Source organism: Schinkia azotoformans, assembly GCF_035811335.1.
GTDB classification, from domain to species: domain Bacteria; phylum Bacillota; class Bacilli; order Bacillales; family Bacillaceae_J; genus Schinkia; species Schinkia azotoformans.
The window spans coordinates 1-19724 of sequence record NZ_JARSMD010000022.1; the positions used below are offsets into that span (position 1 = coordinate 1).

Consider the following 19724-nt stretch of genomic DNA (forward strand, 5'->3'; position numbering starts at 1 on the left):
CTTTTATAGTTTAATAATAGGTAACAAGTTACTACTTCATGATTGATTCGTTTATCAGCACGTTTTTCAGTTCGATTTATGTCACTGTCGTGCCTCACAAGTTATATTAAACTACTTTTCAACGATCATCTCAATGACAATTTTCTTCCAGTTTGGGTTAAATCTCCTTATAGACAATATTCTAAAATAATAAAACTCTTATCCATTAAACAGACAAGAGTTTTATTAGTCTTTTCAATTAATCTTATTAATCTTCAGTTCCCACAGCAATCGAATTTTCTTCATATGTAATCCAATCGCTCCAGCTTCCTACATATAGTTTTACATTATTAAATCCTATTTCATTTAATGCAACAATATTAGGACAGGCAGATACTCCTGATCCACAATATACAATGATTTGATCGTCACTGTTTAATTTCTTAAATTGTTCCTTTAACTCGTCTAAGGACTTCCACTCATTTTGCTCATTGATGACATCTTTCCAGAAGTAATTAACCGCTCCCGGAATATGACCTGCCTTTATATCAATGGTTTCATTTTCACCTAAATATCGGTCTTCTGCTCTTGAATCAAGGAGAACTGCTTTTTTTGTTTCAATGTTTTTCTTAACTTCTTCTACACTGCTTAAAAGATCGTGTTGAATGCTTGCTTGAAATTCTTTGCGTGGAAATGAAGGAATTTCATCATTTACCGGATATCCTTTTGACAGCCATTTGCTAAAACCACCATCTAATACATAAACTTTTTCATGTCCTAAATATTTTAGCAGCCACCAAAAGCGTGATGCCATCATACCGCCTTGATCATCATAGGCAACCACTTTCGTATCAGCATCAATTCCTGCAGTACTTAGCTTGTCTATCATTCGGTCTAATTCCGGCATAGGGTGTCTTCCACCATGCTCAGTAACCTTGCTAGACATATCCTTTTCTAGATCAAAATATAATGCACCGGAGATGTGTTCCTTTACATAATAGTCAAGGCCTTTTCCTGGGCTTCCTAATACAAATCGACAATCAACAATACAAACGGAAGGATTATCAAGGTTCTCATAAAGCCAGTCTACATTCACAATATTTTTCAAATTCTCCACTCTCCTTAAGCAATCTTTCTTTTTTAGTTTGATATCTTTTCAACATACTCCTTCACCATTTCAACAGTAACCTGTTTTCTAACAGGTAAAGAGGTAACAATTCCTTTTTTGCCAAGTTCATTCATTTCTTTCGTAACGGCATTAATTTTATCTGTTGAAAATGCCTCACCTTTTTTACACAATTCAACCGCTTCTTCTATGTAAGCTTCTCTTTGTTGGTCTAATTCAGTAAATCTTTTCACTATGTAATGTTGTTTTTCTGAATGATCGCTTATCGCATGATGTACACTCACCGCTAGTCTCTCCTTTATAATTGTTTCTATATTATTATTCATTTTATATGAATTAGATAAAAAGTACAAAAATACTTTTGCTTTCTTTTTTAGTATTCACCAAAGAAGTCTATCTTCCTTTAAAATTTTAAAGGAAAATTAAAATTTTAAGCGAAAACTAATATATGTCAGTATAATATTTCATTTTTTACATTACAAAGGAGATCGATATAAATGAAAATTGGTTTTATCGGACTTGGAAATATGGGCTTGCCTATGGCAAAAAATTTAGTGAAGGCAAACTTTGAAGTTGTAGGAAAAAACCGCAGCAAAGGCAAAGAAGATCTTTTCGTTGAGGCGGGCGGGAAAAGCGGAATATCAGTTGCCGAAATGGCAAAGGAACTTGACGTAATCTTAACATGTCTACCTTTACCTGCAGATGTGGAGGCTGTTTATTTCGGAGCAGATGGCTTAATCGAAAATGGCCATGAAGGACTAATTTTAGTTGACCATAGCACGGTTGCTCCAGGTTTAAATAAGAAAATTGCGGATGTAGCAAAAACAAAGGGAATCGAATTTTTAGATGCTCCAATCAGCGGTGGTAATTTCGGAGCAGAGGATGGAACGTTAACCATCATGGTTGGCGGTAAAAAGGAAATATACGAAAAGGTCCTTCCCTTATTTAATGTAATGGGTAAAAACATCTATCATATTGGAGAGATTGGAAGCGGATCTGTGGTTAAATTAATCAATAATTTGATGGTTGCCTTTCATACACAGGCCGTTAGCGAGGCTGTAACATTGGGTAAAAGAATGGGTGTGGACTTAGACCTCTTATTTAATATTTTAAACAACAGCTATGCTCAAAGCCGTATTTATGATCGTCATTACAATAGCTTTATAGCAAAAGACCAATTTGAAGCTGGATTTGCAATTAAGCTTTTACATAAGGATATGAAACTTGCTGAAGAAATGGCAAGTGGAGCCAATATGGAATTGCCGATCGGTGGACAGCTGACCAATATTTTGAAGGATGCGATTGAAAACGACCTCGGTGAACAGGATATGTCCGCACTGTATGTTCTTTTAAATAAGAAATTATCAAATTTAAATTAACGATAAAAGCCAACATTTCTGGGAATCATAGAAATGTTGGCTTTTCATTCATTAAGCTAAAAACGGTATTCGTACCATATCAAACGGGGTGGCCAGCCCTAGTAATTCTTCATCGGAATGGCCATTTTCAGTTATTAACACCGCTTCAAGTCGTGTTGCAAAAATGTCAAAATGATTTAAAAACTTTTCACGGACATCATATATATTTTGATTTTTATTCATAAAAATATAGTTTCTTTTAATTTTTTCAAAAGACATTACATCTGAAAGATAGGCGTCTAAACAGCTGTCCATTGGAGTCTTTTCGATATTCTGGGAAATCCACATTGTTATTCCCTGATTCGTTAAAAGACCTACAAATTTGTTATTATCGTAAACAGGGAATTGCGAATAACCATGTTTTTTTATAGTTTTTAAAACAGCTGTTAAATGGTCCGTTTTCTGGAACGTTTTAACCTTTCGTTCAAAAAACGGAATAATCGTTTTTGGTTTTGTTAATTCGCCTGCAATCTTTTCAACTAGTTCAACGACTGATAGATGCGGCTCCGCAATTGTAAACGCTGGATAGTGACGTCCATGGACAATCGCATTTCTAAGTTCAGATAATTCTTTTAGATCGTCTTTATAGGTCATAATTAAACCACTTTTCTTCTTCGCCATATCAACCAGACGATAAAAAGGAATATGACCACGTGCATCGACCATTTTTTCAATTTCACTGTTAATGATATTAAATGCACTAAGAAAACGCTCGGAGTTTTTTAAATCTTCTCTATTAGCTGTATTTTCCATGTTTAGTTCTCCTCATAGATTGTGTATCCATTGTCTAGATCCAGCGCCTATCGCCTAGCAAACTTCAGGTCTCCTCCCTACGATAAGTCAACATCGATTCATTTCGTTCATCGTGTTTCCATTATCTCAGTCGAAGCCCCTCCAGTTTGTACGGCGATGAACAAGGCGCTTGCGCTTTTCTTATAAAATAGATTGAATTTTTGATCTTGCGCTTTCAAGTTTTTCAATATCAATTGTTTCAGACAGTGCTGCAAAATACCCTTCAAAATAGTCATCAACTTCAATAGCGATTTCTTTTAAAACGTCTTCAAGAGACGACAATAAATAGGTATGATATACATCTTTTAATAGAGCTGTTTGTTTTTCAATATAGGAATGAACAGGTTCCTTAAGCTGTTCTTCGAGTCCATCCTTTAATTTACCTTTACCACCTTGTTCAAAAAACGATTTTGGACTTTTAAATATGGATAAAACAGATTTAAAAGGATCCCGTGAAATTTTTTCAAGGGCATTCTCAAAATCCATTGTCTCAAAATGGCGGGCTTCAACAGGTAATAAAGGAATTGGATGAAGCTCATCAATCATTCCTTCCATACTACGGTGTACTTCTTTCAATAATTTATTAATATGGTTTTCAATACGTAATGACGTAGCTCGTAATTCCTGGGACAAGTCAAAACCGATATGAACTAGCAATTCATCCAAACAGCTTTGGATTGCCTTTTTCAAATCCCGACCATCATCTCGCAATGATGATGGGTTAAAGGCTTCATTGTAAAAATCACTAAAGCGGTAAAAGACACGTTGGGCCACGTAGAAAAGTAATTCTTCGACTTCCTGTGCTAACGACCTTTCTTCTACCTTGAATTCCTTTGATTTTAGTTTATCATGAATTTGTCCTTTAGCTTTCTCGGCATTTTGACGTTTTTGTTCCTTTACCTCATCACTTTCCTTAGCTGTCGCAATAATATTTTGAAGCGCAGCTACAGATCGTTTTAAGTCCTCGTGTGCCGTTTGAATGGAAATTTGGACTAAATCGTTCATAATAAACGAATAGAATGCTTGTTCAAAGGCGGTGATTCTAGATTCACTTGAAACGGACTTCCCTTCTTTTGCTTGTAATTTCTCTTCTAGCGCCATCTTACTTGATAACGGATAAATCCTTGGGAAGCGAATTCCAAATTTCTTAAGCTCATCACCTACATAATCAACAACCAATTTTAATTCTTCCTCAGACTTCGCAAGATCGGCTGCATTGACAATAAAGAACATCTTGTCCATTTCAAATGCTTCTTTCACCCGTCCAAGTTGAATTAAAAACTCTCGATCCGCTCTTGAAAACGCATGATTATAATAGGTTACAAACAAAATGGCATCTGCATTTTTGATATATTCAAAAGCAACTCCTGTATGTCTTGCATTAATAGAGTCCGCTCCTGGCGTATCTACCAATGTGATTCCTTGCTCTGTTAGTGGACAATCATAATAAAGCTCAATCCATTCCACAAAACAAGATTTTTCCTCTTTGGCAACATAATCTTCAAATGCCTTCAAATCTACAGTTAACAATTCCCCTAAATGTGGAGCAATGAAATCATAGCCAATATGAACAGCCTTCAAAAACGAATAATGCGGCTTTTCCTTCGGATCATTCCCTTCGTATAATAACGAGTTAATAACTGAAAGGGCATCTTCCATGGAAGCACATTTCTTTTGAAACAAGGCTAATGACTGTTCAACATCTTTAAAAATTTGCTCTTTCGTTTTTATTTTAACTAAAACAGTCCCATGCGGATGTTCAGCGCTCGATGGCAATATTTTATTTATCGTCGCTGTAGTCGGGTTTGGTGAAACAGGAAGCAACTTATCACCGATTAAAGCATTTGCAAACGATGATTTACCAGCACTAAATGCTCCAAATAATGCAATCGTAAAACGATTGTCATTTAATCTATTTGCTTTTGCCGCCATATCACTAGCAAGGGTATGAATACCTTTAATCCCGTTTAATGAACTAATCGCCGTTTTTAATTTTGCAACCGTTTCTCCTAAACGTTCTTTAACATTAAAGCTATCTACAGATTGAACAAGATCTTGCTCAGGGTTCATTTCTAAAACATTGTCAATCACTTGATCAGTAGGCTCAATAGATGCTCCATTCAACTCTTTATGTTCCGCCATTTCCATTTGCTTAATTTCAATCGATGGCGTAGTTCCCTTAAACTGTTTCAACCAGTTATTAGTAGCTTCAAGAACATACTGCTCTAATGTTTCCGATAAAAGCGCCAATAATTTTATTTCTACGCTATTTCTTTCTTGTTGAAGCATTTTCAATCCATCAACAGCGCGCTTATATTGCGTGTAGTTCGCTAGGTTTGCTTCAACCTCGGAAAGTTCACGATCGATAACTGAATAAATGAGGTCCTTACCCTCTTCAAATTTTTCCAATGCACGATTTTTATATAATCGTTTTAATTCATTCGAAACATCGTTTGTATAATTTAAAATATATTCCCCGGTTAGGCCTGCTCCCTTTTTAACAAGCCCTTCTAAAAGCTCCGAACTAAATCCTACTGTTAATTCTTCAAAAATACTGTTAATAAAATCCTCATTATCTATTTGATTTTGCTTGAAAAATTTAACGGAAAAATCTTTTATATGCCAATCAAGCTGTGCCTCTACTTGCTTCTTAAAACTCTCATAAAAAGCATTTAATCTTAATACTCTTTCCTCTTCTGTTTTCTTTTTCGAAAAAAGAAATCCAATCTTAAAATCAGGCTGACAAGCCTCTATAAAAGAATGGGCTAAATCCCTTGTTGCTGCAGGCATTAAATAAGCATTATCAAGAATTTTCTTAATTTCATCTTCATATTGCTCTTTAAGGTTATTTTTTCGATATTGTAATGAAGCTTGACTTTCTTCTAAATCAGTAACCTCTTGAAGAACCTGCTTTCTTTCATTTTCAGGTAAATCCTCCAGTTGGGCTTCAAAATCCTGCCGCGCGTCATCATGCTCATTGTCAAAATATAGCAAATGGTCTTCTATCAGCGGTTTTGCTGAATTTAATACACTTTGAAGCAACAGTTCTTCTTTATTATTAATCTGGTTTTTCAAAAATTGGTCGAGCTTGCTATATTCATTTAACGGATGATTCAAGTCTTTTAATGATGTAAAAAATAAACCATCGATATTGACGCCCCAGCTTTTGAACGACTCTACTACACTAGTTTTGTACGATTCAAAGCTTAACTCTTCCTCATTGTGTTTATCGATCATGTTGATTACAAGGTAAACTGGTTTTTCGCGGTCTTTTAATGTTTTCGTAAACGAAAAATTCAGCTCTGATTGAACATGATTGTAATCCATTACATAAAGAACAATATCTGCTAAATGCAGAGCAGATTCAGTAGAAATACGATGGGCATCATCTGTTGAATCAATTCCGGGCGTATCCATAATGGCAACACCTTCTGGGAGGCTTAATCTATCGTCACTAATTTCAATTGAGATGATGTTTTCGCCATCTTTTGCAAAGTTTTTAACTGCTTCAAAATCATATGGAGCCGGAAATTCAACAGGATCGGCTTCTTTGTAATAAACCCTTGCATAGCTTTTTCCTTTTTTGATTTTAACAAGGTTCGCACTTGTCGGAATTGGACTGGATGGTAAAACTTCCTTTCCCATAAAATGGTTCATCATTGTCGATTTTCCTGCAGAAAAGTGCCCGCAGAAAGCGATCATAAATTCTTTGCTTTTTACTTTTTCGACAAGCTGCTTCACTTTTTCAGCGTTGTCATTGTCCCCTTTTTCTTGCAATTCTAAGTATAGTGCTGCTAAACGATTAATTTCTAACATAATAGTAATCTTTCCCCCATATATAGTGCGGTAACTAAATAAAGTAAACCCCTTTTTATGTTATCAATTGTTAAGCTTTTGCTCAATTGTTTTTCACATCCAGTATCAAATTTTGTCAGAAAAAACAAAAAAGACATAAGGAATCAACCGATCATTCCTCATGTCAATAAGATACATTGAAAATTATGTAGTTTAAAAATACACGGTCTTAGGTCTTTAAAGGCTTAATTTGACCGTGTACGTGGGTCGACTTTGTGAAGGATATAATACATTAAAGTTCCATAAGTAACAAATGTAACCGAAATAAACGCAAATACCATTTTCCAACACCATCCAATCCCGAGTTATTACCATACCGATAGTGATAATTATTATCAATTACCCGTTACCTTTATTATAATACCATTGAGACACATTTTCAATAAGAAATTTGTAACCGATTTCTTCCTTGCCCAATTTTTTATGTTCGCTCTCTCGTAGGTGCAAATCGAGCCCGTTGATGAAATACTGCTTTGTAATTCGTTTCCCTAATTAACGCATTTTCCTCGATTGGTATGCGTATGCTTAAGACAACCATGTTTAGAAGGGTAAAAATGATGGCTGTTAAAAACGCATTAAACATCAAAGGTATAACCAATAGTTCAACTACCACCACTAAATAATTGGGATGGCGGATAAATTTATATGGTCCAGTTGAAATAATATTGACATTAGGCATGATAATGATTTTTGTATTCCAAAACTTTCCTAAGGATAAAAGGCTCCACACTCTAAGGCCCTGAGCTAAAGTGAAAAAAAATAAAAAAACGATCCATTGTGATGAAGTTGCTTTATTAAAAAACGATACTTCCATCATTAATGACATAAAAAACAGAATGTGGACGATCACAATATACTTGTAATGTTCCCCGCCAACTTCAAAACCACCATTGGCTTTCATCCATTTTTCATTCTTTCTGGCAATCCCAAGCTCCGCTAATCTTTGTAATATGACTAAGGATATGAAAAGCGAAAAAAACATAGTATTCCCTCTATTCCCAACGTAATAGTAATAATTCAGAGCTAAAGCCCGGTCCGACAGCTGCTGCCAGTCCTAAGTCGCCTTTTTTAGAGCTATTTTCAAGAAATTTCTTCAAGACATATAAAATTGTTGCCGATGACATATTCCCATAATTCGTTAAAATCTCAAGTGAATTGTTTATTTTTTCTTGACCCATTCCCAAGGTTTCAACATAGGCCTCTAAAACCTTTTTACCTCCAGGGTGAGCAACAAAATGTTCGATATCCTGAATTGTCAGTTCTTGCTCGTCCAAAAAGTTTTGAACGTTTGATTTTACCCATGTCCGAATGATCGTCGGAATATCTTTTGAAAAAATAACAAAAAATCCTTCCTTTCTAATGCTCCAACCCATGACATCCTCTGAATCGGACATCAGCATGGATTGTGTTGCTAAAATCCTAGGTAAAGCTATACTTGAATCTTTAAGTGAAAGATCAGCTTCTGAACCCGTTATTAAGGCACAAGCAACACCATCAGCAAAAAGGGAGGTCCCAACCAAATTACTTTTGGAATGATCATCTTTTTGAAAAGTTAGACTGCAAAGCTCAACACTTAATACGAGAACTTTTGCTTTCGGAAATGCCTTACAATATTCAAAAGCCCTTGAAAGACCTGATGCTCCTCCAGCACACCCCAACCCCCAAATCGGGATTCGTTTACAAGACTTCCTAAACAACAATTGATTCATAATTTTCGCATCAATACTCGGTGTTGCTAGACCACTGGACGTTATGTAAAAAATAGCATCTATGTCCTCAAATGGAATTGGTTTCTGTAAATAGGTTGGGTTATGCAAACATTCTTTAATCGCTGAAATGCCAAACTCAACGGCTTTTTCAATAAAGATTTCATTCTTTTCAGCGAAGCTATGGTCCTTGCTAAACCATTCCAACGGAACAGAAAAATAACGTTCCTTTATTTGACCGTTTTCAAACACCTTCAACAAGCGCTCGATTTCATGAAAGGAATCCTGAAACAACTCTCTTGCAAATTCGACTGTTTTTTCCTGTGAGATCCGATAGGGAGGTGTACAAAGACCTACAGATACAATACTAGCCATAAGTTCCCTCTTCTCTTTATCCATTTACTGTTATATTTTCCAATTAATAATATTTTAGTCATTAGAAAATTTTACTTATCAGTGCGAAAAAAAACCTCCCTGAATTAGAGAGGTTGAAAAAGCGGAATTCATTTAGAAAACCGACGTTTTGAAGGTTTGTTGTGCAGTTTTATTATAACCGATTCTACCCTTCATTACATTGTAAATTATTGCAAAATTAATATAAAATTTATGAATATGGAAGATTCCTAATTTACGATAATCATTTTTATGGTATCATGTACCTATTCTATTTTACATAAAAAGAAATATAGGGGGGTGGGTAAACTGTCTTTAAGCGGGAATATTACTCATATATTAAACGGAACGTTGGAATCGGTTAAAAGTGTAATCCCAATGCCACTTGTAGTCGGACAACCTTCACTTATGACAGCACCGTTGGAACAAACCGAGATTGGAGTTTTAATAGGGATGGTTGGTCATGTAAGAGGTCGGTTGGTTTTAGAAAGCGCAGCCAAGACATTCGGGGCTATTGGGGAAGCAATGTTCGGCATGCCTTTAGAAGGTGAAATGCTTCAATCATTCACAGGTGAGCTTGGAAATATGCTTGCAGGTAAGCTTTGCACAATCGTGGCCTCACATGGAGTGGATATAGATATTACTCCTCCAACGGTAATGGTTGGTTCCTCCAAATTATATGGATTTGATCGTGCTTTTCGCGTACCTGTGGCAATTGAAGGAAAAGGCGAAATTCATATTATCCTAATGCTGGAAACGAAATAGAAAAGCGGAAGCGCCCGTTTAGCGACGAGCGCTTCGACTGAACCTTTATCATATAATGGGCAGGTGTTTCACTAGCGAATCGGTTTATTTTTTTTCAATTTTTGTTCTGCCTCTGATTTGAATTTTTTCAAATTCAGCACAAAATCGCGATTCTAATATAGCTATTTCTCCATCTAAAACTAATGGTTTATGTTTTTCTAAAATATCTATTTTTCCTTTAATTTTTAATATGGCTAAAAAAAGACATTCTATTAGATAGAATGTCTCAAATCATCTTTATTCGATTTCTCAATATGTTCATTTCCATCAACAATGACATCTAATTTGCCTGTTTCTGGATCAATAATTAACCCATGTACTGGAACATCCTTTGGAAAAAGCGGGTGATTCCTTATACTGTATACAGATTCTTCAACACTTTCCGCACCATTAGTAAAACCTTTGAGCCAATTATCAATGTCAATACCTGCATGACGTAGAATGTCAATTTTCTCTCTCGAAATACCGCTTAATATGGACTTGTCCAAAATTTGATTTGCGGACAATCCTGTCATCCCACAATCATGATGTGCTACTACGAAAACTTCCTTAGCGTTTAATGAATAAACAGCAACGAGAATACTTCTCATAATACTTCCGAATGGGTGAGAGACAAGAGCCCCGGCGTTTTTAATAATTTTCGCATCCCCATGACCCACATTCATTGCTTTCGGCAATAAGTCAGTCAACCTCGTATCCATACAAGTCAAAATAACCATATTCTTATCTGGATATTTAGTTGTTTTAAACTGTTCATACTCTTTGTTGTTCACAAATTGTTCATTATGGGAAAGAACTTCCTGTAAACGATTCATAACCATGACCCCCTAGATGTTTTTTAATTTTATTATTTTGATGCATGTTTCTTCCAAAGAATAACATTTTCTCTAAATAAAATCCAAAAGCAAATGATATTTTCCAACTATGGAATGAACATTTTTGAACACTGTCTTCACATTATGTTCACATTTTTCAAAACAAAAACCCTTATGCATCAAGGTTAAAGTAATTTTCACTATTTCAATAGTAATTATACTACTTATGAACATTTTGTGAAAAGTAAAAAAATGTGATGGATTCGATTTATTTCTTTTGTAATATAAAAGCATACAGAAGGTTCACTTTTTACACTAAAATGTTTTAAAACTTAAGATCAATCGAAGGGAAGTGATTCTATGGCGAAACCAGAGCTACATCGTAAAACTGAGGTAGAAGATAGCAATTCTTTAAAAGGAACCCTACTATCTGTAGGAATACTTGGACTTATTCTTGTTGGTACTTGGCTTGGTGTTTTTAATCTATTCTTACAACGTTAATCACACAATTTGAAAGGAGTTTCAGAATCCATGCACATTCATAAGTATGAAAAGATTTGGTTGCTATTTGGTATTATATCATTACTCGCATTCACAGTCACAATTGGAGTTAGTGCATTCTACATGGGTAATCAACCACCAAGCTGTCTTGTAACGGTCGACCCTACTAAACTTGATACAACTGCTCCATTTGATCAACCCGGTCTAAAGCAGGTTGGAGAAAAAGATTATGAATTAGTTATAGTTGCTTCAGCATTTAACTATGACGTAGGTCCTGAAAAGGTAATTCAAGTTCCTGTTGGATCTAAAATAAACTTTATTGGTACTACGAAGGATGTAATCCATGGTTTTGAAGTAGCTGGTACAAACGCAAACATGATGCTTGAACCCGGCTATATTAACACAGTTGAAACAACTTTTAATAAACCTGGTAAATACACAATCGTATGTAATGAATATTGTGGTTTAGGACATCACTTAATGTTCGCAACTGTGGAGGTGGTTGAATAATGAAAGGTGTTGCAAGTATCGATAAACGAGATGCAAAACTTACAATGGCGCATCTTTACGTTGCATTTGTAGCTTTATTTTTGGGTGCTACCGCTGGTCTACTTCAAACTTTAGTTCGTTCAGGTAAGGTAACATTACCAGCTGGAATTAATTATTATCAAGTATTAACTGTTCACGGTGTTTTATTAGGTCTCGTATTAACTACTTTCTTTATTATCGGTTTTATCATAGCGGGACAAAGTAAAGTTTGTGGAACACTATCAGCTGGCGAACGTCGCTTTGGTTGGATCGGTTACTGGATGATGACAATCGGTGTTGCCATCACTGCAACATTCATATTGCTTGGTGAGGGTTCTGTTCTTTACACAATGTACGCACCATTAATGGCACATCCATTACACTATACCGGTCTTACACTAGTAGTTGTAGGTAGCTGGGTAGAAGGATTTGTTGTATTCCACCGTCACGCACGTTGGAAAAAAGAAAATCCTGGTCAAACAACACCATTATTAAGCTTCATGGGTGTTGCAACATTGATTCTTTGGTTAGTAGCTTGTCTTGGTTTAGCAACAACTGTTTTAGTACAAATTATTCCTTGGTCTATCGGACTTGTACCAACAATCGATGTTTTAATTAGCCGTACTTTATTCTGGTACTTCGGTCACCCATTAGTTTATTTCTGGTTAATGCCGGCATATATGGCATGGTACGTAATTATTCCTAAAATTATTGGCGGTAAAATCTTTAGTGACTCTTTAGCACGTCTCTCATTTGTATTATTCTTGTTATTCTCAATGCCAGTTGGATTCCACCATCAATTATTAGAGCCAGGTATTGATCCATTCTGGAAATACTTACAAGTAGTATTAACATATTTAGTAGTTATACCTTCATTAATGACTGCATTCTCTTTATTCGCAACATTTGAATTACGCGGTCGCGAATTAGGAGCAACAGGTATTTTTGGTTGGTGGAAAAAGCTTCCATGGAAAGATGCTCGTTTCTTAGCTCCATTCCTGGGCATGTTATTATTCATTCCTGGTGGTGCCGGTGGTATCGTTAACGCATCCCACCAAATGAACCAAGTTGTCCATAATACGATCTGGATTACTGGACACTTCCATTTAACAGTTGCATCAGCTTGTGCTTTAACATTCTTTGGTATCACATTCTGGATGGTTCCTTCTATTACTGGACGTAAGTTGACAGAAAAAATGAATAAAGTAGCTCTAGCTCAAACTTGGTTATGGACGATTGGTATGGTATTTATGTCTGCATCAATGCACGCAGCAGGCTTATTCGGAGCACCACGTCGTTCAGCGTTCTCAACATATGCTGGTAACGAAGATTCCCTAGCTTGGATTCCTTACCAAATTGCTCAAGCTGTAGGTGGTACTATTCTTTTCCTAGGTGCTTTATTAATGGTCGTAATCTTTATTAACTTAGCATTCTTTGCACCTAAAGGTGAAGAAGAATTCCCTATCGGAGAAGTACACGAAAAAGCTGAAAAAGTTCCTGCTATCTTTGATAATTTTAAAGTATGGATCGCAGTTACATTTACACTAATCCTATTCGCTTACACCATTCCATTTATTGATATGATCCAAAACGCACCTCCAGGATCTCCTGGTTTCACTAACGTAATTGGACGTCAATAAAAACAGCAAAAGTCTAGGGTACAATCACTGGACAATTATGGAAAATTATATAATATTCTATCAAAAATTACAATCCCCTTGTTATAGTACAAGGGGATCATTTTTTTAAAGATCATATATTTTTGTGTATTTTTCTTCAAGGTATTGTATTAAATAATTAGGATTTAATCCCTCACCTGTTACATCCTTGACAATTTCTAAAGGTTTTTTTATTTTTCCGTACTGATGTATATTTTCTGCTAACCATTCTTTTATCAGTACTAGATTTCCAGCCTTCAACAGATCACCTAAGTTTGGTAAATCTTTTAACAGGGCTGCTCTAAATTGCGCTGCATATATATAACCTAGTGCATAGGATGGAAAATAGCCGAAGCTTCCACCGGCCCAATGAACGTCCTGTAAGACCCCTTCCCCATCATGTTTAGGAGTAACCCCAAGATATTCTTCCATCTTTTGATTCCAGATCACCGGTAAATCCTTTACCTCTATTTCATCATTAAATAAGCCCTTTTCAATTTCATAACGAACCATGACATGGAGCGGATAAGTCAGTTCATCTGCTTCAATTCTTATTAATGATGGTTTTGACTCATTGATTCCTTTGTAAAAATCATCAATAGCAACATTGTCAAATTGTCCATTTGAATAAGCTTTTAATTTTTCATAGAAGTAAACCCAGAAATTATAGTCCCTGGCAATATAATTTTCCCAGAACAACGATTGAGATTCATGAATTCCCATCGATGTCCCTTCGCATAATGGTGTCCCAATTAGATCTTTAGATATATTTTGCTCATATAGGGCATGGCCACCTTCATGAATGGTTCCGAAAACAGCAACTCTAAAATCATTTTCAACATATTTTGTTGTCACTCTCACGTCACCTGGATTTAAGGTAATTTCAAAAGGGTGAACAGTTTCATCAAGCCGCCCCGCTTCAAAGTCATACCCCATCTGCTTCAAGACGTCTATACTGAAAGCTTTTTGTTCCACTTTAGGAAATGTCTTAAATAAAAAGTCCGTCTTTGGCTGATCTTGTGATTCTGAAATTTTCCGTACAAGCGGTACAATTTTCTCTCGTAGTTTGCCGAAGGTCTCATCTAAAATTGCCACAGTTACACCAGGTTCATACTGATCCAATAATATATCGTATTTATTTCCACCCTCCTTAGGTGGTCCCCAGTAACCAATAAATTTCTTATTAAATTCAACCAGCTTTTCTAAATAAGGGCGAAACATTTCAAAATCTGCTTTTTCCTTTGCTTCCTCCCATACTGATTCAGCTTTTGATTGAAGAATGACATATTCCTTATATTCCTCTTTTGGAATTTTCGTGTTGTGCTCATAATCCTTTTTGCACTCTTCCACCGTTTTTTTCGTTATTTCAGAAAGGTCTTTCACTTTCTCTAAGGTATCAATGTAATTCTTCATTTCTTCGGATACAGACATTTGAAATACTTCCTGCGAAATCATCCCGACGACTTCTGACCGCTGCTCGATTCCTTTTTTTGGCGCCCCTGTTCTCATATCCCAGAAAATTAACGACAAGGCTTCATTATAGGCAGACATTTTTTTTACATATTCTAAAAACTCGGATTCCACTTTTTGAATTGATTGTTCCATTAACAATCCCCCTTACTTTATTCAACTATATATATTCTACATTTGTAGGTAATACTCCTAGTACTTGTTCTACAACCTTTTGATCCCTTAATGGCATAAAGATTGTTACCATTCCACTGTCATGATGTGTCCTAATCAAACGGCCGACACCCTGTCTTAAACGCAAAAGCATATAGGGGATGTCCATATCCCAAAAGGGATCTTCAACCGTTTTTCGTTTTGAATCGAATACTGGATCATTCGGTGGAAATGGCAAGGACCAAATGATTACATTTTTAAGTGAGGGACCAGGGATATCAAGTCCTTCCCATAAATGGACTGAACAAAGGACAGCTGTTTCATCGTTTTGAAATTTAGAGACAAGGTCACTTATTTCTTGATCTCCTTCAAGTAATACCGGCCATTCCACCTTAATATTAGATAGGTATTTTTTAAATCCTTGCAAATCTTCCTTTGAATTAAAAAGGACGATGGCTCGACCACCGGTCTGATTAATTTGATGAATCGTCAACTGGCACTTTTCATCATGTGAAAGCTTTTCCTCATTATTTGGAACATAAATCTTCATTTGATTGTCATAATCAAATGGAGAGTCTACTGAAAAAGAAAGATATTCCTCAATCCCTAAACTATCCGCCATATATTGAAAACTTTCATTTTCCGAAAGAGTCGCAGATGAAAAAATATAGGGCTGCTTTTTCGAAAATAAGTTTTCCTTTAACGTTTCTTTTACAGCCCTTGGCATAATCACAAGTGTAAGATGATAATGCTCCTCCTGCACCCAGGCAATGCCATGAGCTGAATTTAGGAATAAATGTAAGGCATATTCTGCTCTTTCAATATGTTCATCTACAATATGTAATAAATAATGATCAATCGTATAGGTTTCACTTTCAAAAACAAGTTCATCAGCTAAATTTGCCAGGAGATTTTTTAAAGACCGTGCTTCTTTTTCAAGCTTATCTGTAAAAATAATTTCTTTTCGAATTGAACCTTCTATACTAATAATACTTTTACGTAATTCTTCAAAAAATACGACACTTTGATCAATCGTAGCTTCAATTAGTAAAGCAAATTGTTCGCGAACATCATTTTCAAGTAATCTAGTTAAAATATCTTCCATGATATTTTCTTTCAATCTGTAGGTTAAAGCTTTTTGAGCAGCAAATTCCAAAAGATGCCCTTCATCAAAAATAACGGAACTGCTTTCCGGTAGTAACGGCAGCTGTCCTTCCCGTTTTCTTGAATCATGGGTCCATATATGTTCCATATAAAAATCATGGGAACAAACAATGATGTCAGTCGTTTTTCGATAATAATCTCTTGATAATGTTTGCCCACAACGGTGACGGCTTTCACAGGCGAAACAATCTTTGAATGGATCCCAAGCCACCTGTTCCCACTCATTATCGTTTAAGTGAGCATAGTCCTTTCGATCGCCATAGTGGTAAAAAGATTTCATTCCTTTAGTATCAAACACAAAGGACGGAAGGGATTGATGGATTCGATCATACATTCCATCTGAATCATTTAACAGGGCTCCATCCAATTTTTGAAGGCACAAATACTGATCAGGAGATTTAGCTAACCTCACATCTATAGATAAACCCAAGTGCTTTTCAAGCTTTTTGATATCTCCCTCTTCTTTTACAAGCTGTTCAATTAATGTTTCATCAGCGCAAGCAATGATGGCGGGTTTTCCAGTATAACGTGCATAGCATATGGCGTAAAGCAGATACACAAGCGTTTTCCCAGTACCTACCCCAGCCTCCGCAAACATCACTTTTTTCTCTTTAAAAGCACGTTCAAGTTGAAAGGCCATAAAAACTTGCTCATCACGAATTTCAAATCCTGCATCTGGCAGAATCTCATAGAAAACATCGCCAATCCAATCACTTAGTTTTTGATAAAAATTTTCTGTTTTGGAAAAGGCAAATGGAATACGTTCAATTGACTTCAAAATATTTCCTCCGTTAACAATGACTTCTTTGTTACTATATCATTTCCATTATGAGCATGTCTTTCTCCAAATACCCTTTTATGCTAGGAAGAACAATCTAGCATAAAATTGTTATTAAATGTAAATACTTTTTCTAACATAACTATTGGAGGTTCAATTATAATGGAGATACTCGTTCTTATTGGAAAAGATATTGCAATAACAATCGCTGGGATGGCAGTTTTCACAATGTTTTTTTCCTTCTTGGCTTACACTTACGTAAATATGTTAAGATGACGAATGACCAAATCGCGGTTGATTTGGTCATTTTAATTTGATCATTTCTTTTGTGGGCGCTTGCCCCAATATTGATAATAATTTGTTTGAATAAAGCCATTAAATAGCTTTCTTTTCTTTGTTGCATCTTTTCCGTATAATTTTTCAAAATCCGGATGCGAGGTTAACATGTAGACGGACCAGGTATCATATGGCTCAAAAGCTTTTCCCATTTCTCTGTACATGTGTTCCACTTCTTCTTTTTCCCCAAGCCGTTCTCCATACGGAGGGTTGCCAACGATGACCCCGTACTCTTTCTTTGTTGTGAAATCTTTAACTTGCATTTGTTTAAAATTAATAATATCACCAAAACCCGCTTCTAGAGCATTCCCTTTTGCGATTTCAATCATTCTGTGATCAATATCTGAGCCGGAAATATCTAGAGCTTGATCATATTTGGCTAAATCCTCCGCTTCTTCGAAGGCTTTATCCCAATCTTCCTGACGAATCCAGTGCCAATTCTGTGAGACAAATTCACGGTTAAAACCCGGTGCAATATTTTGACCAATGAGCGCTGCTTCTATTGGGATTGTTCCGGAACCACAGAAAGGGTCCACAAACGGACGATCTGGATGCCAGTTGGTTAACAGGACGAGGGTGGCTGCCAATGTCTCTTTAAGGGGCGCAATCCCCTGTTCTGCACGGTATCCACGTTTATGCAATCCTACCCCACTCGTATCAATTGTTAATGTTGCTATATCTTTTAATAAAGCAACCTCTATACGAAATAATGGCCCATTTTCCTCAAACCAGGTCGTACGCTTATAGTGATCTTTTAAATTTTCAACCACTGCTTTTTTAACGATCGCTTGACAATCGGAAATACTAAAAAGTTTAGATTTATGCGATTTCCCAATAACCGGAAATTCTCCATTTTCGGGCAGAATATCCCCCCAAGGTAATGCTTTAGTTTTTTCGAACAGCTCATCAAACGTAGTTGCTTTAAACTCGCCCACTTTTAATTTGATGCGGTCTGCTGTTCTAAGCCAAAGATTCGTGCGGCAAATCGCTGATTCATCAGCTTCAATTGTCACTTTCCCATTATCAACGGTAACATTTTCATATCCTAAATCTCTTACTTCCTTTGCTACTAGTGCTTCAATTCCCATGGCTGCTGTTGCTATTAACGTTATTTTACTCATCGTATTTGCTCCTAAAAAAAGCCCCCTCTAACATCAGTCTTTTAGAAAGAGCTTTTTCACATTTTCATATGTACTTTTAATCAAATAATTTACTACCGAAAACATGCTTCTCTAAATTCGATAGACGTTTTAAAATATCATAATTTGTATTGCCGGTACCAACACTGCTAGCTGGCGGAGTTGTACCTTTTCTATGATTTTCCTCAAGCTGCTTTTTTAATCGGAGATTCTCTTGTTGAAGGGTTTCGATCTCCTGATGAAAGACTTCATAATCTTTAATTATTAAATCAAGGAATTGGTCGACTTCATCCTTGTTATATCCTTTAATACCACTTTTAAAATCTTTTTCTAATATTTCTTTAGCCGTTAATTTTACTTTATCTGAAAGCATGAATATTCACCTCTATATTATACCCCTACTATATTATTTTCTTCTATTTTTTCAAAATATGTGTAAAATGTCAATGGGACTGTTGTCACTAGCATCACCAATATTCTCCATCTTCCATCTGTTCTTCTTCCGCTAAAACCTGTATATCATACGGTGTAATTGATTTAATATGAAAAGTTTCGTCTTTCTCTTGTTTCTTCCTTGCTATTTCAAGAATATATTTCGGTGACCCCAGCGTATCTTCATCATATAATATTAATAACCCATTGCTTTTATTAATAAAAAATTGGTTTTTCATTCGAAACTGTGATGGGTTCTCATACGGTCTCTTTGTTAAACTATCAACAAAATCTGCTTGGGCAAGGATAAATTGATAATATTCCTGCTTTTCCTCTTTCCAGTTTGCTTCCTGTTCTAAAAACGGAGTGATAATTGCTAGTTTTAAATCAGGAAAATCTTCCTGCAACTCTATCGTAACCTCTGCCGCCCAGAGCTCTACACCAAGTTGACCGCTGACAAGGACCCATTCCAGTGCTTCATTTTCTATTAATTGAATGATGTTCTTTTTTAATGCTTTTTTAATATATTCTACTCCAGGGTGCCGGATATCATTAAATATTCCTATTTCATGGGGCTTGTAGCCTGTAACAGTATAAATACTCAAACGCAAAACCTACCTTTGACTTTTTGCAAATAAAGAGGAATCGGTCTAATACTACGACCAATTCCTTTTTAT

At 35.9% G+C, this 19724-nt stretch carries 17 protein-coding genes; 5 read left to right on the forward strand and 12 right to left on the reverse strand.

Annotation, left to right across the window (positions count from 1 at the left end; genetic code table 11):
* Positions 1-247: 247 nt before the first annotated feature.
* Entirely contained in the window at positions 248-1087 is an 840-nt protein-coding gene (locus tag P9E47_RS13800) for a sulfurtransferase (RefSeq protein ID WP_326163711.1), read from the reverse strand.
* A 32-nt stretch (positions 1088-1119) separates the two neighbouring features.
* A complete protein-coding gene (locus P9E47_RS13805) occupies positions 1120-1389 on the reverse strand; it encodes a YpbS family protein (protein WP_003331478.1) in 270 nt (89 codons plus the stop codon).
* Between the two features lie 213 nt (positions 1390-1602).
* Here P9E47_RS13805 and P9E47_RS13810 point away from each other — a divergent pair, with 213 nt between their 5' ends.
* Positions 1603-2484, forward strand: a complete 882-nt coding sequence (locus tag P9E47_RS13810) for an NAD(P)-dependent oxidoreductase (protein ID WP_326163713.1) — start codon at positions 1603-1605, stop codon at positions 2482-2484.
* A 51-nt stretch (positions 2485-2535) separates the two neighbouring features.
* On the opposite strand, the gene P9E47_RS13815 is transcribed toward P9E47_RS13810, so the two are convergent.
* From P9E47_RS13815 to P9E47_RS13830, 4 genes are all read right to left on the reverse strand, one after another.
* Positions 2536-3276, reverse strand: coding sequence for a CBS domain-containing protein (locus tag P9E47_RS13815; protein WP_003331476.1), 741 nt, complete (start codon positions 3274-3276; stop codon positions 2536-2538).
* Between the two features lie 180 nt (positions 3277-3456).
* On the reverse strand, positions 3457-7131 hold the full coding sequence (locus P9E47_RS13820) for a dynamin family protein (RefSeq protein WP_326163714.1): 3675 nt from the start codon (positions 7129-7131) through the stop codon (positions 3457-3459).
* 460 nt (positions 7132-7591) lie between these two features.
* The gene (locus P9E47_RS13825; RefSeq protein ID WP_003331474.1) at positions 7592-8152 is read right to left on the reverse strand and encodes an isoprenylcysteine carboxyl methyltransferase family protein; all 561 of its coding nucleotides are present in this window, start codon (positions 8150-8152) and stop codon (positions 7592-7594) included.
* A 10-nt stretch (positions 8153-8162) separates the two neighbouring features.
* Positions 8163-9251 (reverse strand): type III polyketide synthase, encoded by a 1089-nt coding sequence (locus P9E47_RS13830; protein ID WP_003331473.1) that lies wholly within the window; start codon positions 9249-9251, stop codon positions 8163-8165.
* Positions 9252-9578: 327 nt separating this feature from the next.
* Between P9E47_RS13830 and P9E47_RS13835 the strand changes: the two genes are divergently transcribed.
* Positions 9579-10034, forward strand: a complete 456-nt coding sequence (locus P9E47_RS13835) for a chemotaxis protein CheX (protein WP_035197320.1) — start codon at positions 9579-9581, stop codon at positions 10032-10034.
* 251 nt (positions 10035-10285) lie between these two features.
* Here the strand turns inward: P9E47_RS13835 and P9E47_RS13840 are convergent, their stop codons facing one another.
* Positions 10286-10888: a beta-class carbonic anhydrase gene (locus P9E47_RS13840; RefSeq protein WP_003331471.1), complete on the reverse strand. Its 603-nt coding sequence runs from the start codon at positions 10886-10888 to the stop codon at positions 10286-10288.
* A gap of 360 nt (positions 10889-11248) precedes the next feature.
* Here P9E47_RS13840 and P9E47_RS13845 point away from each other — a divergent pair, with 360 nt between their 5' ends.
* The 3 genes from P9E47_RS13845 to P9E47_RS13855 are packed head-to-tail and all read left to right on the forward strand — an operon-like array spanning position 11249 to position 13557.
* Positions 11249-11389, forward strand: a complete 141-nt coding sequence (locus tag P9E47_RS13845) for a cytochrome c oxidase subunit 2A (protein ID WP_087946160.1) — start codon at positions 11249-11251, stop codon at positions 11387-11389.
* 30 nt (positions 11390-11419) lie between these two features.
* The gene (locus P9E47_RS13850) at positions 11420-11899 is read left to right on the forward strand and encodes a cytochrome c oxidase subunit II (RefSeq protein WP_003331469.1); all 480 of its coding nucleotides are present in this window, start codon (positions 11420-11422) and stop codon (positions 11897-11899) included.
* Positions 11899-13557 (forward strand): b(o/a)3-type cytochrome-c oxidase subunit 1, encoded by a 1659-nt coding sequence (locus tag P9E47_RS13855; RefSeq protein ID WP_003331468.1) that lies wholly within the window; start codon positions 11899-11901, stop codon positions 13555-13557. The genes P9E47_RS13850 and P9E47_RS13855 overlap by 1 nt, the downstream gene beginning before the upstream one ends.
* Before the next feature lie 105 nt (positions 13558-13662).
* Here P9E47_RS13855 and P9E47_RS13860 read toward each other — a convergent pair whose 3' ends face one another.
* The 5 genes from P9E47_RS13860 to P9E47_RS13880 form a co-directional block, all read right to left on the reverse strand.
* Complete coding sequence (locus P9E47_RS13860; protein ID WP_326163716.1) at positions 13663-15180, reverse strand: carboxypeptidase M32; 1518 nt, start codon at positions 15178-15180, stop codon at positions 13663-13665.
* A gap of 25 nt (positions 15181-15205) precedes the next feature.
* Positions 15206-17131 (reverse strand): ATP-dependent DNA helicase, encoded by a 1926-nt coding sequence (locus P9E47_RS13865; protein WP_326163761.1) that lies wholly within the window; start codon positions 17129-17131, stop codon positions 15206-15208.
* Between the two features lie 326 nt (positions 17132-17457).
* Complete coding sequence (locus P9E47_RS13870) at positions 17458-18597, reverse strand: THUMP domain-containing class I SAM-dependent RNA methyltransferase (RefSeq protein WP_003331465.1); 1140 nt, start codon at positions 18595-18597, stop codon at positions 17458-17460.
* A 76-nt stretch (positions 18598-18673) separates the two neighbouring features.
* Positions 18674-18988: a cell division regulator GpsB gene (gene gpsB / locus P9E47_RS13875; RefSeq protein ID WP_003331464.1), complete on the reverse strand. Its 315-nt coding sequence runs from the start codon at positions 18986-18988 to the stop codon at positions 18674-18676.
* A gap of 94 nt (positions 18989-19082) precedes the next feature.
* On the reverse strand, positions 19083-19652 hold the full coding sequence (locus P9E47_RS13880) for a DUF1273 domain-containing protein (protein ID WP_326163718.1): 570 nt from the start codon (positions 19650-19652) through the stop codon (positions 19083-19085).
* Between the last annotated feature and the right edge of the window lie 72 nt (positions 19653-19724).